The sequence below is a fragment of the Cobetia sp. Dlab-2-AX genome (genome assembly GCF_024124625.1).
Classification (GTDB): Bacteria; Pseudomonadota; Gammaproteobacteria; order Pseudomonadales; family Halomonadaceae; genus Cobetia.
In genome coordinates this window covers 545,799-566,784 of record NZ_JAMXRV010000002.1, presented here as the reverse complement: position 1 = coordinate 566,784, position 20,986 = coordinate 545,799, and the positions used below count along the sequence as shown (strand labels likewise).

Sequence of the window (20,986 nt, the reverse complement as noted above, 5' to 3'; positions counted from 1 at the left end):
GCGGCGGGGCTCCCTGTGTCGTCAGGTGTTACGGCAGCAGTGGAGGAGTGCGGAGCAGACATGGGGTTTCCAGCGAGATCGAGGGCAGAGGCGCGCCACCTTAGCGCAACTTGCCGGTCAGCCCAAGCGTGCTGCCTGTCGGGGCGTGCACGGCAGGTAAAGGTGGTAGAAAGGAAGGCGGCATGCAACGCCATGCCTCACGACAGGCAACGCACATCCAGGCAGGCAATGAGCGTCCAGACAGGCAACGAACATTCAGCCAGGCAACGAATACCCAGACAAGGAGTGTAGGCATGGCAGCGCACGAATCGACCTCTGAGCAGACCTGCCCGCCGGCATCTTCGGCGACCATGACGCTGTGGCGTTCGGTCAACTGCCTGTGGCCGTTGGCGGCGCTGCGCGATCTGGAGCATTGGATGCTCGCGGAGGAGACCGTCGCCGCTGACAGTGGCCAGAGCGAGGCGCCGGTGGAGAAGCGCCTGATGGGGCGCGCCGCGCAATCGGCGTTCGACCTGCTGCGTCAGCGTTGGCCGGAGACGCGCAGGCTGTGCGTGCTGTGTGGCGGCGGCAACAATGGCGGCGATGGCTATCTGCTGGCGCGCCTGGCATTGCTGGCGGGCTTCGAGGTGCGAGTCATCGCCTTGACGCCGGAGGATGCCTTGACCGGTGATGCGCAGCTGGCCGCGATTGCGGCGCGCGAGGCTGGCGTCGAGACGCTGGCATGGCCCGCGGGCGACGAGGCCGCGGCGGATGCGCTGCTCAAGGGCTGGCCCTTGCTGGTGGATGCGCTGACCGGCATCGGCCTGCGCGATGCACCGCGCGGCAGCGTGGTTGAAGCCATCGAGCGCATCAATCACGCTCATCGGCAGGGCGTGCATGTCATGGCGCTGGATGTGCCCTCAGGCTTGAACGCCGCGACGGGCGCGGTCGCCGGTGTCGCCGTGGAAGCGGATGTGACGCTGACATTTCTGGTCGACAAGCCGGGCCTGCACACCGGACGCGCCGAGCTGCATGCCGGCCAGGTCAGCCTGGCGCGACTGGGTGCGGCACGCGTCCTGCCGGAGGTGGTGGCGCAAACGCGCACGGCGGCCTTGCTGGCCCAGGACGCCGTGCAGCGTCTGACACCGCGCTGGCTGGAGTCGGAGCTGGTACCGCGCTCACCTCTGGCTCACAAGGGGGATGCCGGCAGCGTGCTGGTCTTCGGTGGCGGGCCCGGGCTGGGTGGCTCGGTGCTGCTGGCCAGCGAGGCAGCGGCGCGGGCCGGTGCCGGCAAGGTCGCGCTGCTGACGGCGCCCGCGCATATCAGCGCCAGCCTGACGCGCTGCCCAGAGGTCATGGCGCGCGGTCTCAAGAGTGGCCCGGAGGGCAGCAGCCACGATGGCTTCGCCGTGCTGGAATCACAGTTGGCTCAGGCCAGCGTGACGCTGGTCGGGCCCGGCATGGGTACCGAGAGTCTCGAGAGCATGCTGTGGGGGTGGGGCGGCATGTCGCGGGTGCTGGCGGCGGGTCAGCCACTGGTCGTGGATGCCGATGGCCTGAGCCTGCTGGCCTGGCGCGCAAGCGAAGGCGAGATCATTCACCGCGATGACTGGGTGTTGACGCCGCATCCCGGCGAGGCCGCGCGTTTGCTCGATTGCAGTGTGGTGGATGTCGAACATGACCGGATCGCAGCCGCAAGAGCACTCCAGCAGCGTTTCGGCGGCAGCGTGGTGCTCAAGGGCGCGGGCAGTCTGGTGGCGAGCCCTGCGGGAGTGCTCGAGGGGCCGGCGGTGGCGCTCTGCCCCTACGGCAACCCGGGCATGGCCAGTGGCGGCATGGGCGATGTGCTGGGGGGCATCATCGCGGGTCTGGCGGCGCAGGCACTCAACGGCGGCTTTGATGCACGCCAGCCGCGTTCCACCCGGGATGAGGCGGTGCAGGCCCGGCGAGTCACGCGTGCCATGGCGCAGGCGGCACGGCTTGGGGTGCTGGTGCATGCCCTGGCGGCCGATCAGGCGGTACAGGAGCGTGGTGAACGTGGCCTGCTTGCAGGTGATCTGGCATCCTATATGCATTTATTGCTCAATCCACGGGCCCGAGATGCGCATACTTCTGTCTAATGAAAACGCCCAGGTTGCCTTCGGCACTCAATTGGGGAATATCCTTGCCGGCCGCGGGCTGGTGTTCCTGGAGGGCGAGCTGGGGGCGGGCAAGACGACCCTGACCCGCGGCGTGCTGCGCGCCTATGGTCACCAGGGCGCGGTCAAGAGCCCGACCTACACCTTGGTGGAGCCCTACGTGCTGCCACGGGCCGAGGGTGGAGAATGGCACATCAACCACTTCGATCTCTACCGCCTCGCCGACCCTGAAGAGCTCGAGTTCATCGGGGGGCGCGATCTGCTCGCCGCCGACAGCCTGGCGCTGATCGAGTGGCCGAGCTGTGGTCAGGGCTTTCTGCCCACGCCGGATCTGCGCATCACGCTGTTCGTCGCCGACGAAGGACGTGAGGCCGAATTGACTGCCCTGACACCGCGAGGTGAGGGTTGGTTGGCAACACTGGCCGAGCGCCGAACCTCTCAGGCATGATGACGCTGATCCGCTTGCGATGCTTGGCGGCGAAGTGTCTGGTCATTCGTTAACTTCATTCATGTTCTTTCTGTCTGGGTCATCCTGTCTGATGCCTGAAATAGCGTCCAAAATCCCCCGTATGCGTCTGGCGCGCAGCTTCCGTCGCTGGCTGGTGGGTGGCGTCGTCTGCTCGCTTGCCAGTCTGGTGCTGGCGCCGCAGGCGCTGGCCGCCAAGGTCGAGAACCTGCGCCTGTGGACCGCACCGGACCACACGCGGCTGGTGTTCGATCTCGACAGTGCCGCCAAGGCCAAGGTCTTCGGCCTCGACAATCCGCGCCGTCTGGTGATCGACCTTGCCGGCAGCGAAGTGGCCAGTGCCGCGGTCGAGCGCAAGTTCGCCGCGCTGAATCTCGAAGGCAGCGCCATCAAGTCGATCCGCAGCGGACGCCAGGGGGATGCCCTGCGTGTGGTGCTCGACCTGACGCGGCCGGTCAATCCCAAGGACTTCACGCTGGCGCCGAATGCCAAGTACGGCAATCGCCTGGTGGTGGATCTCGAGTTCCCCGGCGAATCGGCGGTCGAGAATCCCATCGATCCCATCGAAGCCCGTATCCGCGAGCAGGAACAGGCCGCGGCCAAGCGCAAGCTGAAGGGCGAGCCGGTGGAACCTGTGGTCAATACCCAGGCGGCGGCACACCCCAAACGTGACATCATCATCGCGATCGACCCTGGCCACGGTGGGGAAGACCCCGGCGCCAGTGGCCCCGGCGGGACTCGGGAGAAGGATGTGGTGCTCAAGATCGGCAAGCGCCTCAAGCGCATGTTCGATGCCCAGCCCGGCTTCAAGGCCATCCTGACCCGCAACAGTGATTACTACATTCCGCTGCGCAAGCGCACCGAGATCGCGCGTGAGCAGAAGGCGGACTTCTTCGTCTCGATTCACGCCGATGCCTTCAACAGCCCGCGCCCGCACGGCAGTTCGGTCTTTGCGCTCTCAAGCCGCGGGGCGACGTCCGAGACCGCACGCTGGCTGGCCGCCACCGAAAACCGTGCTGACTTGATCGGGGGCGTGGATGGCAATCTCAGCCTGAATGACAAGGATGAGATGCTGCGTGGCGTCTTGCTCGACCTGACCATGACCGCGACGCTCAACGATTCGCTGGCGGCGGGTAGCGGCGTGCTGGCCAACCTCGGGCGCATGAATTCCCTGCACAAGCGTCAGGTGGAGCAGGCGGGCTTCGTGGTGCTCAAGTCGCCGGATATCCCCTCGCTGCTGGTGGAGACGGGCTTCATCTCCAACCCCCAGGAAGAGCGCAACCTCAACAGCGGCCCCTATCAGGAAAAGCTGGCGCGCTCGATCTTCTCGGGAATCCAGAGCCACTTCGAGCGCAATCCGCCGCCCGCAAGTCTGCTGGCATGGCAGCGCAGCCAGGCACGCGGTGGCAACGGCGGTGAGTATCGCGTCAAGAGTGGCGATACGCTGTCGGAAGTGGCCCAGCGCCACAACGTGAGCATGGCGGCCATCAAGCAGGCCAACAACATGAGTGGCGACACGGTGCGCGTGGGCCAGCTGCTCAAGATTCCGCGCAGCTGAGCCTGACGCCATCAAGTCGTCCTGACAGCGCCTTGCGTTGGCGGGGCGCAGACACTGTCCGCTGATGCAGTTCCGGCATGCGTTGCTTGCCGTGGCTGGGTCGGCGGACAGTATCGTTTTCAGAGACGCGGCGTTTTTCGCTCGTGTATCCAGGAGTTTATCGATGTCTGACGAGCTGACCGACATGCAACCCGCTCGCCCTGGCGAGCGACGGATCCGCATTCTCAATCCACGCCTTGCCAACCAGATCGCGGCGGGTGAGGTCGTGGAGCGGCCGGCTTCCGTGGTCAAGGAGCTGGTCGAGAACGCCATCGATGCCGGCAGCACCCGCATCGAGCTGGAGCTGGAAGGCGGCGGTGCGCGGCTGATTCGCGTGCGCGACAACGGCAGCGGCATCACCGAGGAAGACCTGCCGCTGGCGCTGTCACGGCATGCGACCAGCAAGATCGAGAGCCTGGATGATCTCGAGGGCGTGGCGAGCCTCGGTTTCCGGGGCGAGGCTCTGGCCTCGATCAGTTCGGTCTCGCGGCTGGAGCTGTTCTCGAATGTCTCGGATGAGCCGGCCAACGGCTGGCGCGTGGTGGCGGAAGGGCGCGAGATGGCGCCGCGCGTCTCCCCGGCGCCGCATCCGCGTGGCACCAGCGTCGCGGTGCGTGATCTGTTCTTCAATACGCCGGCGCGCCGCAAGTTCATGCGCACCGAGAAGACCGAGTTCGGTCATGTCGAGGAAAGCTTCCGGCGGCTGGCATTGTCACGCCACGACATCGGCTGGACGCTGCGTCACAACCAGAAGGTGGTGCATCAGCTGCGTGCCGGTGAAGACACCCTGACGGTGGAGCGGCGCATCGGTGCGCTGCTGGGGCGCAACTTCCTCGAGCACGCGCTGCATCTGGATATCGAGGCCTCCGGGCTGCGTCTGTCCGGTTGGGTGGGCTTGCCGACGCATTCGCGTGCCCAGGCCGATCAGCAGTACTTCTTCGTCAATGGCCGCGTGGTGCGTGACCGACTGGTCGCGCACGCCGTGCGTCAGGCCTATCGCGATGTGCTGTTCCATGGTCGGCATCCGGTGTTCGTGCTCTATCTGGAGCTCGACCCGACGGTGGTGGATGTCAACGTTCACCCGACCAAGCACGAAGTGCGCTTCCGGGACGGGCGACTGGTACATGACTTCCTGTTCTCCAGTCTGCACAAGGCGCTGGCCGAGGTGCGTCCCGGTGACAACAGCGCCGCGCCTACCGGCATCGAGGGGCAGGAGAAGGAAGAGGACCCCGGTTGGCAGCAGCAGGGCATGCGTCTCGGGCGTCAGGAACAGGATACCCAGCAGAATATCGCCTCCGGGCAGCAATCTTCATCGGCCGGTCCGCAGTCCGGGGGCGACTCGCCGGCTTCGCCAAGCGCACCTGCAGGCGCTGCGGCTCCCTGGAAACCTTCCTCGCAGCTGCCGCCTGCCGGTGATGGGCGCTCCAGCGAACGCCTTAGCGCCGAGCGTGTGCGTCAATTCATGGCCGGTTATCGGGCACTGCACCCCAGCGAAGATCATCTGCTCACGCCAGGCGGTGGGGCAGGCGGCGCGGGCATGGCCAATGATCCGGCGGCGATCGCCAATGCCGAACGTGAGGCGCGGCGTGCGCCACGAGTCACGCTGGGCGAAGGTGGCCGCGAGGGTGATGGGGAAGGCGCACGTCAGGGGAGTTCGCAGGAGAATGCGCAGACCGGTGTCCGAGAAGCGGCGCCCGGTTGGCAGGTCGACTCGCCTCAGGTGGGGGGGGCGTCCGGCGGCGCGCCTTCCAGCGACGCCGTGTCTGGCATGTCGGCGCCGTCGGTCTCAGGTGGTGCGGCAGTGGTGATGCGTGGTCTGCCGGCGCAGAGTGACGACGATGACACCCCGCCGCTGGGCTATGCCGTGGCGCAGCTGCATGGGGTCTACATCCTGTCGCAGACCTCGCGCGGGCTGGTGATGGTCGACATGCATGCCGCTCACGAGCGCATTACCTATGAACGCATGAAGCAGCACGTCCACGGCGGCGGCCATCTGGAGGCCCAGCCGCTGCTGGTACCGGTGTCACTGGCGGTCAGTGCGCGCGAGATGGGCACCTTCGAGCGCGAGTCCGAGGCGTTCACGCGTCTGGGCGTCGAGCTGGACGCTGCCGGGCCGGAAACGCTGCTGGTGCGTCAGGTGCCGGTCGTGCTCGGCAATGCCGATGTGGAGCCTCTGGTGCGCGGCATGCTGGAAGACCTCGAGCGCTATGGGCGCAGTGACCGCATGGAGGCGCACATGAATGAACTGCTCGCCGACATGGCGTGTCGCGGCAGCGTGCGCGCCAACCGCCGACTGACGATTCCGGAAATGAATGCCCTGCTGCGTGACATGGAGCGCACCGAGCGCTCCGGGCAATGCAATCACGGCCGGCCGACCTGGACCGAGCTTTCGATGCATGAGCTCGACAAGCTGTTCCTGCGCGGCCAGTAGATGACGCCCCGTGTCGTCGCGGTTCACCCCTGATTCACCTCCCAGCCCAGACAATAGGCCATGACCCAGATTCAACCCCCTGAAGATTCCCGACATCACGCGCCTGAGGTGGCTGACAAGCCGCCTGTCGTGTTGTTGATGGGGCCGACGGCCTCCGGCAAGACCGACCTCGCCATTCGCTGGCACGAGGAGCAGGGCGCGGAGTTGGTCAGTGTCGATTCGGCGCTGATCTATCGCGGCATGGATATCGGCACGGCCAAGCCGAGCGCGGCAGAGCTGGCCCGAGCGCCACACCGCCTGATCGACTTTCTCGACCCGCTGGAGAGCTATTCCGCCGCCGAGTTTCGTCGCGATGCGCTGGCGCATATCGCCGAGATCCAGTCCCGCGGCAAGATGCCGCTGCTGGTCGGGGGCACCATGATGTATTTCAAGCGTCTGCTGGAAGGCGTGGCGGAGCTGCCGGCAGCGGATGCCGAGCTGCGCGCGGAGCTTGAGGCGCGTATCCAGTCCGAGGGTCTGCCGGCGCTGCATGCGCAGCTGGCGCGGCTTGATCCGGCCACGGCACAGCGCATTCGGGCCACTGACCCCCAGCGGCTGACACGCGCGCTGGAGGTCTGTCTGATCAGCGGGCGCCCGATGAGCGAGCTGCTCGCGGAGCAGCCGAAGGCGGAACTTCCGTTCCGGCCGATAGCGATCGCACTGGCGCCCCACGATAGAGCCGTGTTACATGAACGTATCGAGACGCGTTTTGATCAGATGTTGGAACAGGGCTTCATTGCCGAGGTCGAAGCGCTGAAGGCACGTCCGGAACTGCATGCGGGCCTGCCCTCGATCCGTTGTGTCGGCTACCGTCAGGTGTGGGATTTTCTCGATGGCCATCTGAGCCGGGACGAGATGCGTGAGCGCGGCATCATCGCGACGCGTCAACTCGCCAAGCGACAGTTGACCTGGCTGCGGAGCTGGCAGGGGATTCACCCGGTGGATTCCATGGGTGTAGATCCTTACAGTGAAACCTTGAAAATCGTGCGCCAGACCTGCACTTAGCGTAACATGAGCGGTCACGACCCGCGCCCGTGAAGCCCCCTCAAGAGGGCAACCCGGAGCGCTGGCGAACATAACCATACTTACCTCGAACGAGACATTTTTACGGAGAGTCACATGTCCAAAGGTCAATCACTCCAGGACCCGTACCTGAACATCCTGCGCAAGGAACGTATCCCGGTCTCGATCTTCCTGGTCAACGGCATCAAACTGCAGGGCCAGATCGAATCCTTCGATCAGTTCGTGATCCTGCTGCGCAATACTGTCTCCCAGATGGTTTACAAGCATGCTATCTCGACCGTGGTGCCGTCGCGCAATGTGCGCCTGCCGGCCCAGGATTCGAGCGTGCCGTCCACAGAAAGCTGAAGTCAGAGGCGCTGATTGTTCTTCGAACGACCTGAAGCCGGTGAAACGGCCGTCCTGGTGCATGTCAATTTCCGGGACGAAAAAGAACGCGAGGATGCCGGTGAGCTCCTCGAACTCGTACGTTCGGCAGGCGCCGTGCCGGCGACCCTCATCGAGGGTAGCCGGCCCCGCCCCGACTCCCGTACGTTCATCGGAGAAGGCAAGCTTGAGGAAGTGCAAGAGGCCCTGGCCGTGCACGAAGCCGAGCTGGTCATTTTCAACCATTCATTGAGTCCTTCCCAGCAGCGCAACCTCGAAGCCACGCTCAAATGTCGCGTCATCGACCGTACCGGTCTGATTCTCGACATCTTTGCCCAGCGTGCGCGGACCCATGAGGGCAAGCTGCAGGTGGAACTCGCACAGCTCGAGTACATGTCTACCCGCCTGGTGCGGGGTTGGACTCACCTTGAGCGTCAGAAAGGCGGTATCGGTCTGCGAGGCCCGGGGGAAACCCAGCTCGAGACTGACCGTCGCCTGTTGCGCGCCCGCATCAAGTCGATCCACAAACGACTCGAGAAGGTGCACAAGCAGCGCGATCAGAACCGCCGTGCCCGTGCGCGTGCCGAGATCCCGAGCCTGTCGCTGGTCGGCTATACCAACGCCGGCAAGTCGACGCTGTTCAACGCGCTGACCACCTCCGAGGTGTACGCCGCCGATCAGCTGTTCGCGACGCTGGACCCGACGCTGCGTCGTCTGGAGCTCGAGGATGTCGGTTCGGCAGTCCTGGCCGATACCGTCGGCTTCATTCGTCATCTGCCGCACAAGCTGGTGGAAGCCTTCCAGGCGACCCTGCAGGAAGCGGCGGAAGCGGATCTGCTGGTACATGTCATCGACGCCGCAGACCCGGAGAATGACCGCAATACCGAGCAGGTCAACGAGGTGCTCAACGAGATCGACGCCGGTGATGTGCCGCGTCTGTTGGTCATGAACAAGATCGATCGACTCGACATGGCGCCGCGCATCGAGCGTGATGGCTTCGGTCGTCCGCTGGCGGTGTGGCTGTCGGCACGCGATGGCAAGGGGCTGGATCTGTTGATGCAGGCCTTCGCCGAGCTGCTGTCCGACAACGTCATCTCCATGCAGCTGACGCTTGGGCCTGAGAAGTCCCGTCTACGGGCAGGTCTGCATGAGCTGGACGCGGTCAAGGACGAGCAATATGACGAGCAGGGCAATGCGCTGCTGGACATTCGTCTCGAGAAACGCGACTTTCTGCAGTTGTTGTCTCATCTTGGTGAATCGCCTGAAGATTATCTCGGCGGTGAACATGATGACCGTGAAGCCTGGCAGCGTGAGCTGTCTGCCGAACGCGCGGAAAAGCATCGCGTGTCGGTCACGCACAAGTCCTGATACCGTCTGGTAACGAGACTTGCGCTGGTGCGCTGCGCAGCAGCTCGATGAGAAGTGGCGCACGAGGCAATAGCGCACTGTTGTCACATTGCAATGGCAAGTACTACCCGGCATCCATCGCGGCGCACGAATGACGATGGATGCCCTCGCGCAGGGCATGCCCTGCGCGTCAGAGCAGCGGGCATTCAGCAGGATTGGCTGGATGCCGTCCGGCGGACGATGGCCGTCGGGCAGGGCCATGGCCTTCTCCCGCAAGGGACGCGTCGCCATGCCGTAAGAGAGAATCGGTCGCCGGAGGCCATCAGGCTCAAGGCACGGAACCGGTCGCAGCTGGCAGGGCGGCGTCATCATAATGACGAGCGGAACATCGACTGAGTGGAGACGACGTATGGCTTGGAATGAGCCGGGTGGCGGCAACCAGCATGACCCGTGGAGCGGCGGTGGTCGCAACGGGGACAAGAAGGGGGGCGGGGGTAACGGCGGTGGCAATGGTGGGCCGCCCGACCTCGACGAAGCGCTGAAGAAATTCCAGGACAAGCTCAACGGCATGCTCGGCAATGGCCGCAAGCGTCGTGGCGGTGCCGGTGGCAATGGCGGCAACGGTGGCAGCACCAATGCCTTCGCGCTGCCGGGTATCATCGGTGTCATCCTGGTCGCCATCTGGGCGGCTTCCGGCTTCTATCTGGTCGATCAGTCAGAGCGTGGCGTCGTGCTGCGTTTCGGCAAGTACAACGACATCGTCGGTCCGGGTCTGCACTGGAATCCGCCGATCATCGATGATGTGCGTGAGGTCAACGTCACCAAGGTGCGTTCGCTCTCCCAGACCAAGTCGATGCTGACCCGGGACGAGAACATCGTCGAAGTCCAGATGTCCGTGCAGTATCAGGTGTCCAACCCGCGTGATTTCCTGCTCAACGTCCGTGCGCCCGAGATCAGTCTCGAGAACGCCATGGACTCCGCGCTGCGTCACGAAGTCGGCAGTGCCGACATGAACGACATCCTGACCTCCGGTCGTGAGCTGCTGGCCAGCAACGTCAAGTCGCGCCTGCAGTCCTATCTGGACAACTATGGTGTCGGCCTGACGCTGCAGACCATCAACGTCGAGTCCACCTCTGCGCCGGCAGCGGTCCAGGATTCCTTCGATGACGTCATCAAGGCGCGCGAGGATCGTCAGCGCACGATCAACCAGGCGCTGGCCTACGAGAACTCGATTCTTCCGGAAGCCCAGGGTCAGGCGCAGCGCATCATCGAGGAAGCCGAGGGTTACAAGGAGTCCGTGGTCGCGAAGTCCCAGGGTGAAGCCAACCGCTTCACGTCCCTGCTGACCGAGTACCAGAAGGCGCCGGAAATCATCCGCGAGCGCATGTACTTGGAAACCATGGGCGAAGTGCTCGGCAAGACCAACAAGGTGCTGGTGGATGTCGAGAACGGCAATTCCCTCATGTACCTGCCGTTGGACAAGCTGGCCAACAAGTCCAGTGCTGCCGCCGAAGACAGCAGTGGCATGAGTCGTAGCGAGCTGGACCGTGTGTCCCGACAGGCGAGTGATGCCCTGAGCCGCAGCCAGAGCAATGATAGCAGCAACAGCATCCGTCGGGAGGGTCGTCAATGATCAACAATCGCTCACTGATGGCCGTCGCCGGTCTGGCCGTAGTGGCCTGGCTTGGCAGTAACAGCCTCTACACGGTTGATGAGACCCAGCGCGCCATCAAGCTCAAGTTTGGTGAAGTGGTGGAAGACAACATCCAGCCCGGTCTGCATTTCAAGCTGCCGGTCTACAACACGATCCGTACCTTCGATACGCGCGTGTTGACGCTGGATGCCCAGGCAAGTCGTTATCTGACCCGCGAGAAGAAGGCCGTCATCGTCGACTCCTTCGTCAAGTGGAAGATCGTCGATCCGAAGCGCTACTACGAAGCGACCTCCGGCGAAGAGCAGATGGCCGAGCGCCTGATCGCGCCGCGTGTCGACGAGAGTCTGCGTAACGAGTTCGGCAAGCTCGAACTGGTGCAGATCATCTCCGAGCAGCGTGACGCGCTGATGAAGAAGCCCACCGAAGAGCTCGACGAGGTGATGCGCAAGGAACTGGGGGTGTCGATTCTCGATATCCGCGTCAAGCGTATCGACCTGCCGGACGAAGTCTCCCAGGCGGTCTACGAGCGTATGAAGACCGAGCGTCAGCGTGAGGCACGTGAGTATCGTGCCCAGGGTCAGGAGCAGGCCGAGAAGATCCAGGCCAATGCCGATCGTCGCCGTTCCGTCCTGCTCGCGCAGGCCGAAGAGCAGGCGCAGACCCTGCGCGGTGAAGGCGATGCCTCCGCCGCTGCCATCTATGCCGGTGCCTACGGGGCGGATACCGAGTTCTTCCGCTTCTACCGCTCTCTGCAGGCCTATCGCGACAGCTTCAAGGGCGATGGCAACATGATGGTCATGCAGCCGGACAGCGAGTTCTTCCGCTTCTTCAAGGACCCGCAGGGCAGCAACCAGTAAGCAGCATCATCAAGCCCGAAGGCTTGCTTTCGGGGGTGTTGCGCGCGGCCTCTGGCAGCATCAGAGGCCGCGCAGTGGATGAACGTCGCTCGAGAGGTTCGCGGGGTTCATCCCACAAGGATTCATGCTAGACTCCTGCAACCGGGCACCGCCCGGTTTTTTTGTGGCCGCTTTTCATGCCCGGGTTTCATATTCGGGCGCAAGGCCGACAGGAAAGCGTTGAGCAGGACCTTGCTTCACGGGTCTCGGTCAGCTGACGTGAAATCCCCACGGGCGTCATTATCGATATGTGCGTTACCGAGTGGATTTCCGCGCGTCACGAGCCACCCCTTGTCATAAATCTCTCGCAGGATAGCGCAATGACCATCGCAGATCGCTGGCTCCTCCCGGATGGCATGGATGAGGTATTGCCCCCTCAGGCAACCCGTATGGAGGCGCTGCGCCGCGCGCTGCTCGACCTCTATCATCGCTTCGGCTATGACCTGGTGCTGCCGCCGCCCGTCGAATTTCTTGATTCGCTGCTGACCGGCACCGGTACCGAGCTTGATCTGCAGACCTTCAAGCTGACCGACCAGATGACCGGTCGCATGATGGGCGCCAGCGCCGACGTCACCCCGCAGGTGGCGCGCATGGACGCTCACTCTCTGCACCGCGAAGGCCCGGTACGTCTGTGCTACTGCGCCAACGTGCTGCGTACCAAGGCGGACAAGCACCAGGGCGGTCGCAGTCCGGTGCAGGTCGGTGCCGAGCTCTTCGGTCACGCCGGCCTCGAGGCCGACCACGAGATTCTGCATCTGGCCCTGACCAGTCTCGAGCAGGCCGGCGCGGGTGAATTGCACCTGGCACTGGGTCATATCGGCATCTACCGTGCCTTGATCGCCGAAGCCGGCATGAATGACGAGCACGAGCGTGAGCTGTTCGCTGCCATCGAGCGTAAACAGTATTCCGCTCTCGATGCATTGATCGATCGCGTGGTGGGTGACAAGGTAGTGGCGGGCATGCTCAAGGCGCTGCCGCACCTGCACGGTGATGACGAGATTCTGGCCCAGGCGCGTACCGCCTTCGCCGGCGCACCGGCGGCGGTCGCCAGCGCTCTGGATCAGTTGACGGCGCTGAGCTGCGCGGTCCGCGAGCGTCATCCGCAGGTCACGCTCTATTTCGATCTCGCCGAACTGCGCGGTTACGAGTACCACACCGGCATGGTGTTCGCGGCCTACGTCCCGGGTTACGGTCAGGCGCTGGCCAAGGGGGGGCGCTACGACGATACTGGACGAGCCTTCGGTCGTGCGCGTCCTGCCACCGGCTTCTCGATGGACCTCAAGCAGCTGGCCTCGCTGGCCGTGCAGGCTCCGGCCTGCGACGGCATCTGGGCGCCGGCACTCAACGACAGCGCGCTGCGTGAGTGTGTCGATCAGCTGCGTGCCGCTGGCGAGCGTGTCATCGAGGCCCTGCCGGGCCAGACCACCGGCGCGGATGCACACCGTTGCAATCGTGAGCTGGTCAATGGCGACGGCGGCTGGCAGGTCGTCACGCTCGATGCCTGAGCCTGGATGACTGAGCTTGAATGGGTGAGCTTCGGTGACCCGAGAGCGATGGCAGCGAGTGACAGATAGCAGAACAGCTGGGGCCACTGGGCCCCGAGGTGCAGCTGCCGACAGGGCAGCTGCACTTGTGAGTGGGTTTTCACCGACGGTTATTCACCGAAAGAGATAGGAACCATGGGCAAGAATGTAGTCGTGCTCGGCACCCAATGGGGTGATGAAGGCAAGGGCAAGGTCGTCGACCTGCTGACCGAATCCGCCAGCGCCGTCGTGCGTTTCCAGGGTGGCCACAACGCAGGTCATACCCTGGTGCTGGACGGCAAGAAGACCGTCCTCCACCTGATCCCGTCCGGCATCCTCCACCCGGGCAAGACCTGCGTCATCGGCAACGGTGTCGTGCTGTCTCCGGAAGCGCTGATCAAGGAAATCCGTGAGCTTGAAGCCAACGACGTGCCGGTGCGTGATCGCCTGCGTCTGTCGCCGGCCTGCCCGCTGATCCTGTCCTACCATGTGCGTCTGGACCAGGCGCGCGAGAAGGCCCGTGGCGTCGCCAAGATCGGGACTACCGGTCGCGGCATCGGTCCGGCCTATGAAGACAAGGTCGCGCGTCGTGGCCTGCGTCTGGGTGACATGCTCCACCGTGAGCGTTTCGCCTCCAAGCTGGGCGAAGTGCTGGATTACCACAACTTCGTGCTGCAGCACTATCACGGTGAAGCGCCGGTCGACTTCCAGCAGGTGCTGGACGAAGCCATGGAAATGGCCGAAGAACTGCGTCCGATGGTCTGCGACACCGTGGATCTGGTCCACTCCGTGCGCAAGGCCAACGAGAACATCCTCTTCGAAGGTGCTCAGGGCTCACTGCTCGACATCGACCACGGTACCTACCCGTACGTCACCAGCTCCAACACCACTGCCGGCGGCACCGCCACCGGTTCCGGCGTCGGCCCGCTGTATCTCGACTACGTACTGGGCATCACCAAGGCCTACACCACCCGTGTCGGCTCCGGCCCGTTCCCGACCGAGCTGTTCGATGAGTTCGGCCGTCACCTGGCCGAGCGTGGCCACGAATTCGGTGCCACCACCGGCCGTGCGCGTCGTTGCGGTTGGTTCGATGCCGTCGCCCTGCGCCACGCCGTGCAGATCAACTCGGTCAGCGGCATCTGCCTGACCAAGCTTGACGTGCTGGATGGTCTCGAGAATATCCGTGTCTGTATCGGCTATCGTGGCAAGGATGGGGACGTGCTGGACAATCCGGTGGATTCCGAAGGCTACGAAGCCATCGAGCCGCTGTACCAGGACCTGCCGGGCTGGAGCGATTCCACCATCGGCGTGCGCGAAGTCGACAAGCTGCCGGCCAACGCCCGCGCTTACATCAGCTTCCTGGAAGAACAGGTCGGTGTGCCGATCGACATCATCTCCACTGGCCCGGACCGCAACGAGACCATCGTGCTGCGCAATCCGTTCCACGGCTGATCATCACGCATGGCTCCGATGAGCCTTGCATGATGGCGTGACCAAGACACCCCGTCGGGATTTCCCCGGCGGGGTGTCTTGCGTTGTGGAGTTGTGGAGGGGCCTTGTAGAGAGAGCGTGCGTTTTAGAGAGGCGTAGCGGGGCTGCCGTCATCGATCACCTGGCGTGCACGGGATTGTTGTACAGGGCGCTTGGGCTATCGGGCAGGGCTGGTAGATATTCTAAATGGGAATGATTGTTATTTTTGTTGTGATCGGCGGCTATCTTGTCGGCAAACTGGTTGCCCAGGTCGCAATTCGACGTTTTCGGTGGGGTCCCCGCTTCACATCGTTCTGATACAGGACTAAAATGGTCCCCAATTAATCTTCCCGTGGTGGAGGCCAGCATGCTGAAGCTTTCCAAGATGACCGATTATGCCGCTGTCGTGATGGCGCGCATCGCCCGCGAGCCGGACTCGGCCCACGCGGCGATCGATCTGGCCGAAAGCGTGCAGCTGCCGCATCCCACCGTGAGCAAGACGCTCAAGGCGCTGGTGCGGGCAGGGCTGCTTGAGTCGCGTCGCGGCGCGCTGGGCGGTTATCGCTTGGCGCGCCCAGCCAGCCAGATCACGGCCAGCGACATCATCAGCGCCATCGAAGGCCCGGTGGCCGTGACCGAATGCAGTCATGCCGATGGCGATTGCGAGCTGGTCAACACCTGCGGGGTGGCCGACAACTGGCAGCGCGTCTCGTACGCCATCAGTGAGCTGCTGGGCAGCGTGACGCTGGCGCATCTGGCGTCATCCGCGCCACTGCGCATGCCGGTGCAACTGCCGATTCAGGCCATCAGTCTGTATGGGGATGACGAGCCACTCCCCAGGGCCAAGGCATCCAACAGCACTGGCAAACGCTAGAGCCGGCAAACGCTGAATCCGTTGCCGCGCGACAAACATCGCCGTGGCAACACGAACATTCGAACTTCGCTGCGATTCGGGCGGGGTGATCAGGCATCTGAACAGACCCGGAGCTCTCCGGGAGAGGAGACCAGCATGGCGAGCCAGGAGATGGAGCAGCTTGTACAGCGCGAGTACAAGCAGGGCTTCGTGACCGATATCGAGAGCGACACCATTCCGCCGGGACTGGATGAAAGCGTGATTCGCTTCATCTCGGCCAAGAAGGGTGAGCCGGAGTGGATGCTGGAGTGGCGCCTGGATGCGTATCAGCAGTGGCTGAAGATGAAGGCGCCGTCCTGGGCTCACCTGGATTATCCGGAGATCGACTACCAGGCGATTTCCTACTTCAGCGCCCCGAAGAAGCCGGAAGACCGCCCGCAGAGTCTGGATGAGGTCGACCCCAAGCTGCTCGAGACTTACGAGAAGCTGGGTATCCCGTTGCACGAGCGTGCCGCACTGGCCGGTGTCGCGGTCGACGCGGTCTTCGACTCCGTGTCCGTGACCACGACCTTCAAGAAGGAGCTGTCCGAGGCGGGCGTCATCTTCTGCTCCATCTCGGAAGCCATCCAGGACTACCCGGAGCTGATCAAGCAGTATCTCGGTACCGTGGTACCCAAGGCGGACAACTTCTTCACCGCGCTGAATGCGGCCGTCTTCACCGATGGCTCCTTCGTGTTCGTGCCGGAAGGCGTCACCTGTCCGATGGAGCTTTCCACCTACTTCCGCATCAACGCCGCCAACACCGGCCAGTTCGAGCGCACTCTGATCATCTGCGAGAAGCAGGCTCAGGTCTCGTATCTGGAAGGCTGTACCGCGCCGCAGCGTGATGACAACCAGCTGCACGCCGCCGTGGTCGAGCTGGTGGCGCTGGAAGACGCCTACATCAAGTATTCCACCGTCCAGAACTGGTATCCGGGTGATGAAGACGGCAAGGGCGGCATCTACAACTTCGTCACCAAGCGTGCCGACTGCCGTGGTGACCGCTCCAAGGTCTCCTGGACCCAGGTCGAGACCGGCTCCGCGATCACCTGGAAGTACCCGTCGTGCATCCTGCGCGGCAAGGACAGTGTCGGGGAGTTCTACTCCGTCGCCGTCACCAATGGTCGTCAGCAGGCGGACACCGGCACCAAGATGATCCACATCGGTGAGGGCACCAAGTCCACCATCGTCTCCAAGGGTATCTCGGCCGGTAATTCCGAGCAGTCCTATCGTGGTCTGGTCAAGATCGGCCCGCGGGCCAAGGGCGCGCGCAACTTCACCCAGTGTGACTCGCTGTTGATCGGCGACCGCTGCGGTGCGCATACCTTCCCCTATCAGGAAATCGGCAACGCGACAGCCACCGTCGAGCACGAGGCCACGACCTCCAAGATCGGCGAAGATCAGCTGTTCTACTGCCGTCAGCGCGGCATCAGCGAGGAAGATGCGGTCAACATGATCGTCAATGGCTTCTGCAAGGACGTCTTCCAGGAGCTGCCGATGGAGTTCGCCGTCGAGGCCGAGGCGCTGCTCAACGTCACCCTTGAAGGCGCCGTCGGCTGATATCGCCGCGTCTTTCGCATTCACCCCCATTCTTGAGGGCCGCTCGCGGGCGGCCTGTCAGCAAAAGGTATCAACATGCTCGTAGTCAAAGATCTGCACGTTTCGGTGGAAGGCAAGGAAATCCTCAAGGGTCTCGATCTGACCATCAACAAGGGTGAAGTCCACGCCATCATGGGCCCGAACGGCGCAGGCAAGTCCACGCTGTCTTCCGTGATCGCCGGCAAGGACGGCTATGAAGTGACCTCGGGCACCATTACCTATGAAGGTGAGGATGTACTGGAGATGGAAATCGAGGAGCGCGCCCGTGCCGGCCTGCTGCTGGGCTTCCAGTACCCGGTGGAAATCCCGGGGGTCAAGAACGTCTACCTGCTCAAGGCGGCGCTGAACGCCAAGCGTGAAGCCCAAGGCCTGGGCGAGATTCCGGCCCCTGAGTTCATGAAGCTGATCCGCGAGAAACTGGCCTTCATGCAGATGGACGCCAGCTTCCTGCAGCGCGCCGTCAACGAAGGCTTCTCGGGCGGTGAGAAGAAGCGCAACGAGATCCTGCAGATGCTGGTGCTGGAACCGAAGCTGGCCATGCTCGACGAGATCGACTCCGGCCTCGACATCGACGCGCTGAAGATCGTCGCCAAGGGCGTCAACTCGCTGCGCAGTGAAGAGCGTGCCGTGCTGATGGTCACCCACTACCAGCGTCTGCTCGAGCACATCGTGCCGGACCAGATCCATGTGTTGATGGATGGCCGCATCGTCAAGTCCGGCGACAAGTCGCTGGCCCTCGAACTCGAAGCCCAGGGCTATGACTGGCTGCAGGAGGAAACCGCGTAATGACAGCACTTGCTACCGCGTCCGTCCCCGGCAGCGAAGCCTTCGCCAGCGAATTCGCTGCCCGCAAGGCTCGCTTTGCGGCCGACCCGAGCTGGATGGCCGCCCGCCGTCAGGCCGGCATCGCCCGCTTTGAAGCCCTCGGCCTGCCGACCCGCAAGGTCGAGGCCTGGAAGTACACCGACACCCAGGCACTGGGTCGTCAGCAATATCGTCTCGCCGATGAGGCAAGCCTCGCGCCGTCCGTGAAGGATGAGCTGGCACTCGACGTCGACGCCTATCGTCTGGTGTTCGTCGATGGTCTCTACAATGCCGAGCTCTCCGATGTGGCAGGCCTGCCCGATACCGTGCGTGTCGTGCCACTGTCTGACGCCATCGTCAATCAGCCGGAAGTCATCGGGGGTTCGCTGAATCGCCTGACCGGCATCGACTTCACGCCGTTCGTGGCGCTGAACTCCGCCTTCACCGAAGAGGGTGCGGTGATCCAGGTCGGCCCGCGTACGGTGCTGGACAAGCCGGTCTACGTGCTGTTCCTCTCGCGTGCCGCCGTCGAAGGCCAGCCGGTGACCATGAGCCACCCGCGTCTGCTGGTGCAGCTGGGTAGTCGCGCCGAAGCCAGCGTGATCGAACACCACATCGGTGAGACCGGTGCGACCAACTTCACCAACATGGTCAGCGAAGTGATGCTGGAGCGCGGCGCCGTGCTCAATCACTACAAGCTGGGGGAAGCCGCCACCGGCGAGACGCATATCGCCTCGCTGCAGGTCGAGCAGCCGCGCGATAGCCAGTATCGCTCCATCAACCTGAACACCGGTGGTGGTCTGGTGCGCAACGACATCGTTTGCGACCTGAACGGCAACAACGCCCATGCACGCCTCGACGGCCTGTTCTTCGGTCGTGATCGTCAGCACGTGGATACCCACTCGCTGGTCAATCACAACGAGGCGCTGACGTTCTCCGACGAGAACTACAAGGGCATCCTGGCCGACCGCGCCCGCGGCGTCTTCAATGGCCGCGTACTGGTCAAGCGCGACAGCCAGCAGATCGAGGCGCATCAGAACAACGCCAACCTGCTGCTGTCGGACCGCGCCGAGATCAACACCAAGCCGGAACTCGAGATCTATGCCGACGACGTCAAGTGCTCCCACGGCACCACGACCGGTCAGCTCGACGAGAGTGCCGTGTTCGCGCTGCGTGCGCGTGGCATCGACGAGCAGACCGCCCGCGGTCTGCTGACGCTGGCCTTCGCCAACGAAGTCATGGCAGGGCTGGGCATCGACGCCATCGCCGAGCGTATCGAGCGCAGCGTCGCGGGTCGTCTGCCGTCTCGCTTCCACCTCGATGAGCTGGTCGATCTCAGTGTCGAGCTGGGCGGCGGGGCAGTGGCGGTGGCACGTGACGAGGACTTTGCATGAGTGCCATCGACAACCTGATGCTTGATGTCGTGCGAGTGCGCGAGGACTTTCCGATCCTCGAGCGCCGTGTGCATGGTGATGTGCCGCTGATCTATCTGGACAGCGCGGCCACCAGCCAGACGCCGACCGCCGTCATCGACGCGATGAGCGACTATTACCGCAGCACCAATGCCAACATCCACCGCGGTCTGCACAGCCTGGCGGATGAGGCGACGGCCGCTTATGAGGGGGCGCGCGAGAAGGTGCGCGCCTTCATCAATGCGCGTCTGACGCGCGAGGTCATCTTCACGCGCGGCACCACCGAGGCGATCAATCTGGTCGCCAACAGCTGGGGAGCCAACTGGCTCCACGCCGGTGATGAAGTCTTGATCTCGGTGATGGAGCACCACGCCAACATCGTGCCGTGGCAGCTTCTGGCCGAGCGCCTCGACATCGTCATCAAGGTCATCCCGTGTGACGTCGATGGCGTGCTCGACATGCAGGCCTACCGTGGCCTGCTGGGCGAGAAGACCCGTCTGGTGTGCGTCAATCAGGTCTCCAACGCCCTGGGCAGCATCAACCCGGTGACCGAGATGGCGAAGCTGGCGCATGCTCACGACGCGCTGATCCTGGTCGATGGCGCCCAGGCGGTGCCGCACCAGCAGGTCGATGTGCGCGAGATCGATGCCGACTTCTATGTCTTCTCGGGGCACAAGATGTATGGCCCGACCGGCATCGGGGTGCTCTATGGCAAGGAGGCGCTGCTGGAGGCGATGCCGCCGTGGCAGGGGGGCGGTGAGATGATCCGCACCGTGTCGTTCGAGAATGGCACCCTGTTCGCGGACCTGCCGCACAAGTTCGAGGCCGGCACGCCACCCATCGCCGAGGTCATCGGACTGGGCAAGGCCATCGACTGGCTGGACTGCACCCACATGGGGCTGATCACGCGCTGGGAACAGCAGCTGATGACGCATGCCACTCAGCGCATGGGAGAGGTGGATGGCCTGCGCATCATCGGCAACTCACCGCACAAGGCGGGCGCGATCTCCTTCGTGGTCGATGGTGCCCACGCGCAGGACATCGGGTTGCTGATCGACCAGCTTGGGGTGGCCATCCGTACCGGCCACCATTGCGCTCAGCCGGTGCTGCGCCGCTTCGGTGTCGATGCCACCTGTCGGGCCTCCTTCGCGGCCTACAACACGCCGGAAGAGATCGACATGTTCGTCGATGCCCTGCAGCGTGTGCTGACCATGGTGCGCTGAGCACCCCCTGCGGTGCCCCTGACGGGCGCTGATCGATGAGGCTCGCGCATGGCGGGCCTCATTGGTATCGGCCCTTGCCAGGGGATGTCGTCACCCGTACGACTCGAGTGAACCACCAGAATTCACGATC

Annotated in this window: 16 protein-coding genes; all 16 read left to right on the top strand. The window is 63.8% G+C overall.

Annotated features, from left to right (window positions below; all coding sequences use genetic code 11):
- The first annotated feature begins 293 nt into the window (after positions 1 to 293).
- The 16 genes from NH396_RS05515 (at position 294) to NH396_RS05440 (ending at position 20,856) form a co-directional block, all read left to right on the top strand.
- Positions 294 to 2,099 (top strand): NAD(P)H-hydrate dehydratase, encoded by a 1,806-nt coding sequence (locus tag NH396_RS05515; protein WP_176676613.1) that lies wholly within the window; start codon positions 294 to 296, stop codon positions 2,097 to 2,099.
- The gene (tsaE, locus tag NH396_RS05510; RefSeq protein WP_176676614.1) at positions 2,080 to 2,565 is read left to right on the top strand and encodes a tRNA (adenosine(37)-N6)-threonylcarbamoyltransferase complex ATPase subunit type 1 TsaE; all 486 of its coding nucleotides are present in this window, start codon (positions 2,080 to 2,082) and stop codon (positions 2,563 to 2,565) included. Before NH396_RS05515 ends, tsaE begins: the two co-directional genes overlap by 20 nt.
- Positions 2,566 to 2,656: 91 nt before the next feature.
- The gene (locus NH396_RS05505; RefSeq protein WP_290441695.1) at positions 2,657 to 4,141 is read left to right on the top strand and encodes an N-acetylmuramoyl-L-alanine amidase; all 1,485 of its coding nucleotides are present in this window, start codon (positions 2,657 to 2,659) and stop codon (positions 4,139 to 4,141) included.
- A gap of 163 nt (positions 4,142 to 4,304) precedes the next feature.
- Positions 4,305 to 6,611 (top strand): DNA mismatch repair endonuclease MutL, encoded by a 2,307-nt coding sequence (gene mutL / locus NH396_RS05500; protein ID WP_176676616.1) that lies wholly within the window; start codon positions 4,305 to 4,307, stop codon positions 6,609 to 6,611.
- A 60-nt stretch (positions 6,612 to 6,671) separates the two neighbouring features.
- Entirely contained in the window at positions 6,672 to 7,655 is a 984-nt protein-coding gene (gene miaA, locus NH396_RS05495; protein ID WP_253062163.1) for a tRNA (adenosine(37)-N6)-dimethylallyltransferase MiaA, read from the top strand.
- Between the two features lie 114 nt (positions 7,656 to 7,769).
- Positions 7,770 to 8,018 (top strand): RNA chaperone Hfq, encoded by a 249-nt coding sequence (gene hfq, locus NH396_RS05490; protein WP_176676617.1) that lies wholly within the window; start codon positions 7,770 to 7,772, stop codon positions 8,016 to 8,018.
- A gap of 15 nt (positions 8,019 to 8,033) precedes the next feature.
- Positions 8,034 to 9,404, top strand: coding sequence for a ribosome rescue GTPase HflX (gene hflX / locus NH396_RS05485; RefSeq protein ID WP_176676618.1), 1,371 nt, complete (start codon positions 8,034 to 8,036; stop codon positions 9,402 to 9,404).
- Positions 9,405 to 9,792: 388 nt separating this feature from the next.
- Positions 9,793 to 11,016, top strand: a complete 1,224-nt coding sequence (gene hflK / locus NH396_RS05480; protein WP_176676619.1) for an FtsH protease activity modulator HflK — start codon at positions 9,793 to 9,795, stop codon at positions 11,014 to 11,016.
- The gene (gene hflC, locus NH396_RS05475; protein ID WP_176676620.1) at positions 11,013 to 11,894 is read left to right on the top strand and encodes a protease modulator HflC; all 882 of its coding nucleotides are present in this window, start codon (positions 11,013 to 11,015) and stop codon (positions 11,892 to 11,894) included. The genes hflK and hflC overlap by 4 nt, the downstream gene beginning before the upstream one ends.
- 359 nt (positions 11,895 to 12,253) lie before the next feature.
- A complete protein-coding gene (locus NH396_RS05470; protein WP_131431591.1) occupies positions 12,254 to 13,438 on the top strand; it encodes an ATP phosphoribosyltransferase regulatory subunit in 1,185 nt (394 codons plus the stop codon).
- A gap of 174 nt (positions 13,439 to 13,612) precedes the next feature.
- Positions 13,613 to 14,908, top strand: coding sequence for an adenylosuccinate synthase (locus tag NH396_RS05465; protein WP_176676621.1), 1,296 nt, complete (start codon positions 13,613 to 13,615; stop codon positions 14,906 to 14,908).
- A gap of 385 nt (positions 14,909 to 15,293) precedes the next feature.
- Positions 15,294 to 15,800, top strand: a complete 507-nt coding sequence (locus NH396_RS05460) for an SUF system Fe-S cluster assembly regulator (RefSeq protein WP_176676622.1) — start codon at positions 15,294 to 15,296, stop codon at positions 15,798 to 15,800.
- Between the two features lie 135 nt (positions 15,801 to 15,935).
- Positions 15,936 to 17,378, top strand: coding sequence for a Fe-S cluster assembly protein SufB (gene sufB, locus NH396_RS05455; protein WP_176676623.1), 1,443 nt, complete (start codon positions 15,936 to 15,938; stop codon positions 17,376 to 17,378).
- 75 nt (positions 17,379 to 17,453) lie between these two features.
- Entirely contained in the window at positions 17,454 to 18,203 is a 750-nt protein-coding gene (gene sufC, locus NH396_RS05450; RefSeq protein ID WP_176676624.1) for a Fe-S cluster assembly ATPase SufC, read from the top strand.
- Positions 18,203 to 19,615 (top strand): Fe-S cluster assembly protein SufD, encoded by a 1,413-nt coding sequence (gene sufD, locus NH396_RS05445; RefSeq protein ID WP_176676625.1) that lies wholly within the window; start codon positions 18,203 to 18,205, stop codon positions 19,613 to 19,615. The genes sufC and sufD overlap by 1 nt, the downstream gene beginning before the upstream one ends.
- Positions 19,612 to 20,856: a SufS family cysteine desulfurase gene (locus NH396_RS05440; protein ID WP_176676626.1), complete on the top strand. Its 1,245-nt coding sequence runs from the start codon at positions 19,612 to 19,614 to the stop codon at positions 20,854 to 20,856. The genes sufD and NH396_RS05440 overlap by 4 nt, the downstream gene beginning before the upstream one ends.
- The last annotated feature ends 130 nt before the right edge of the window (positions 20,857 to 20,986 follow it).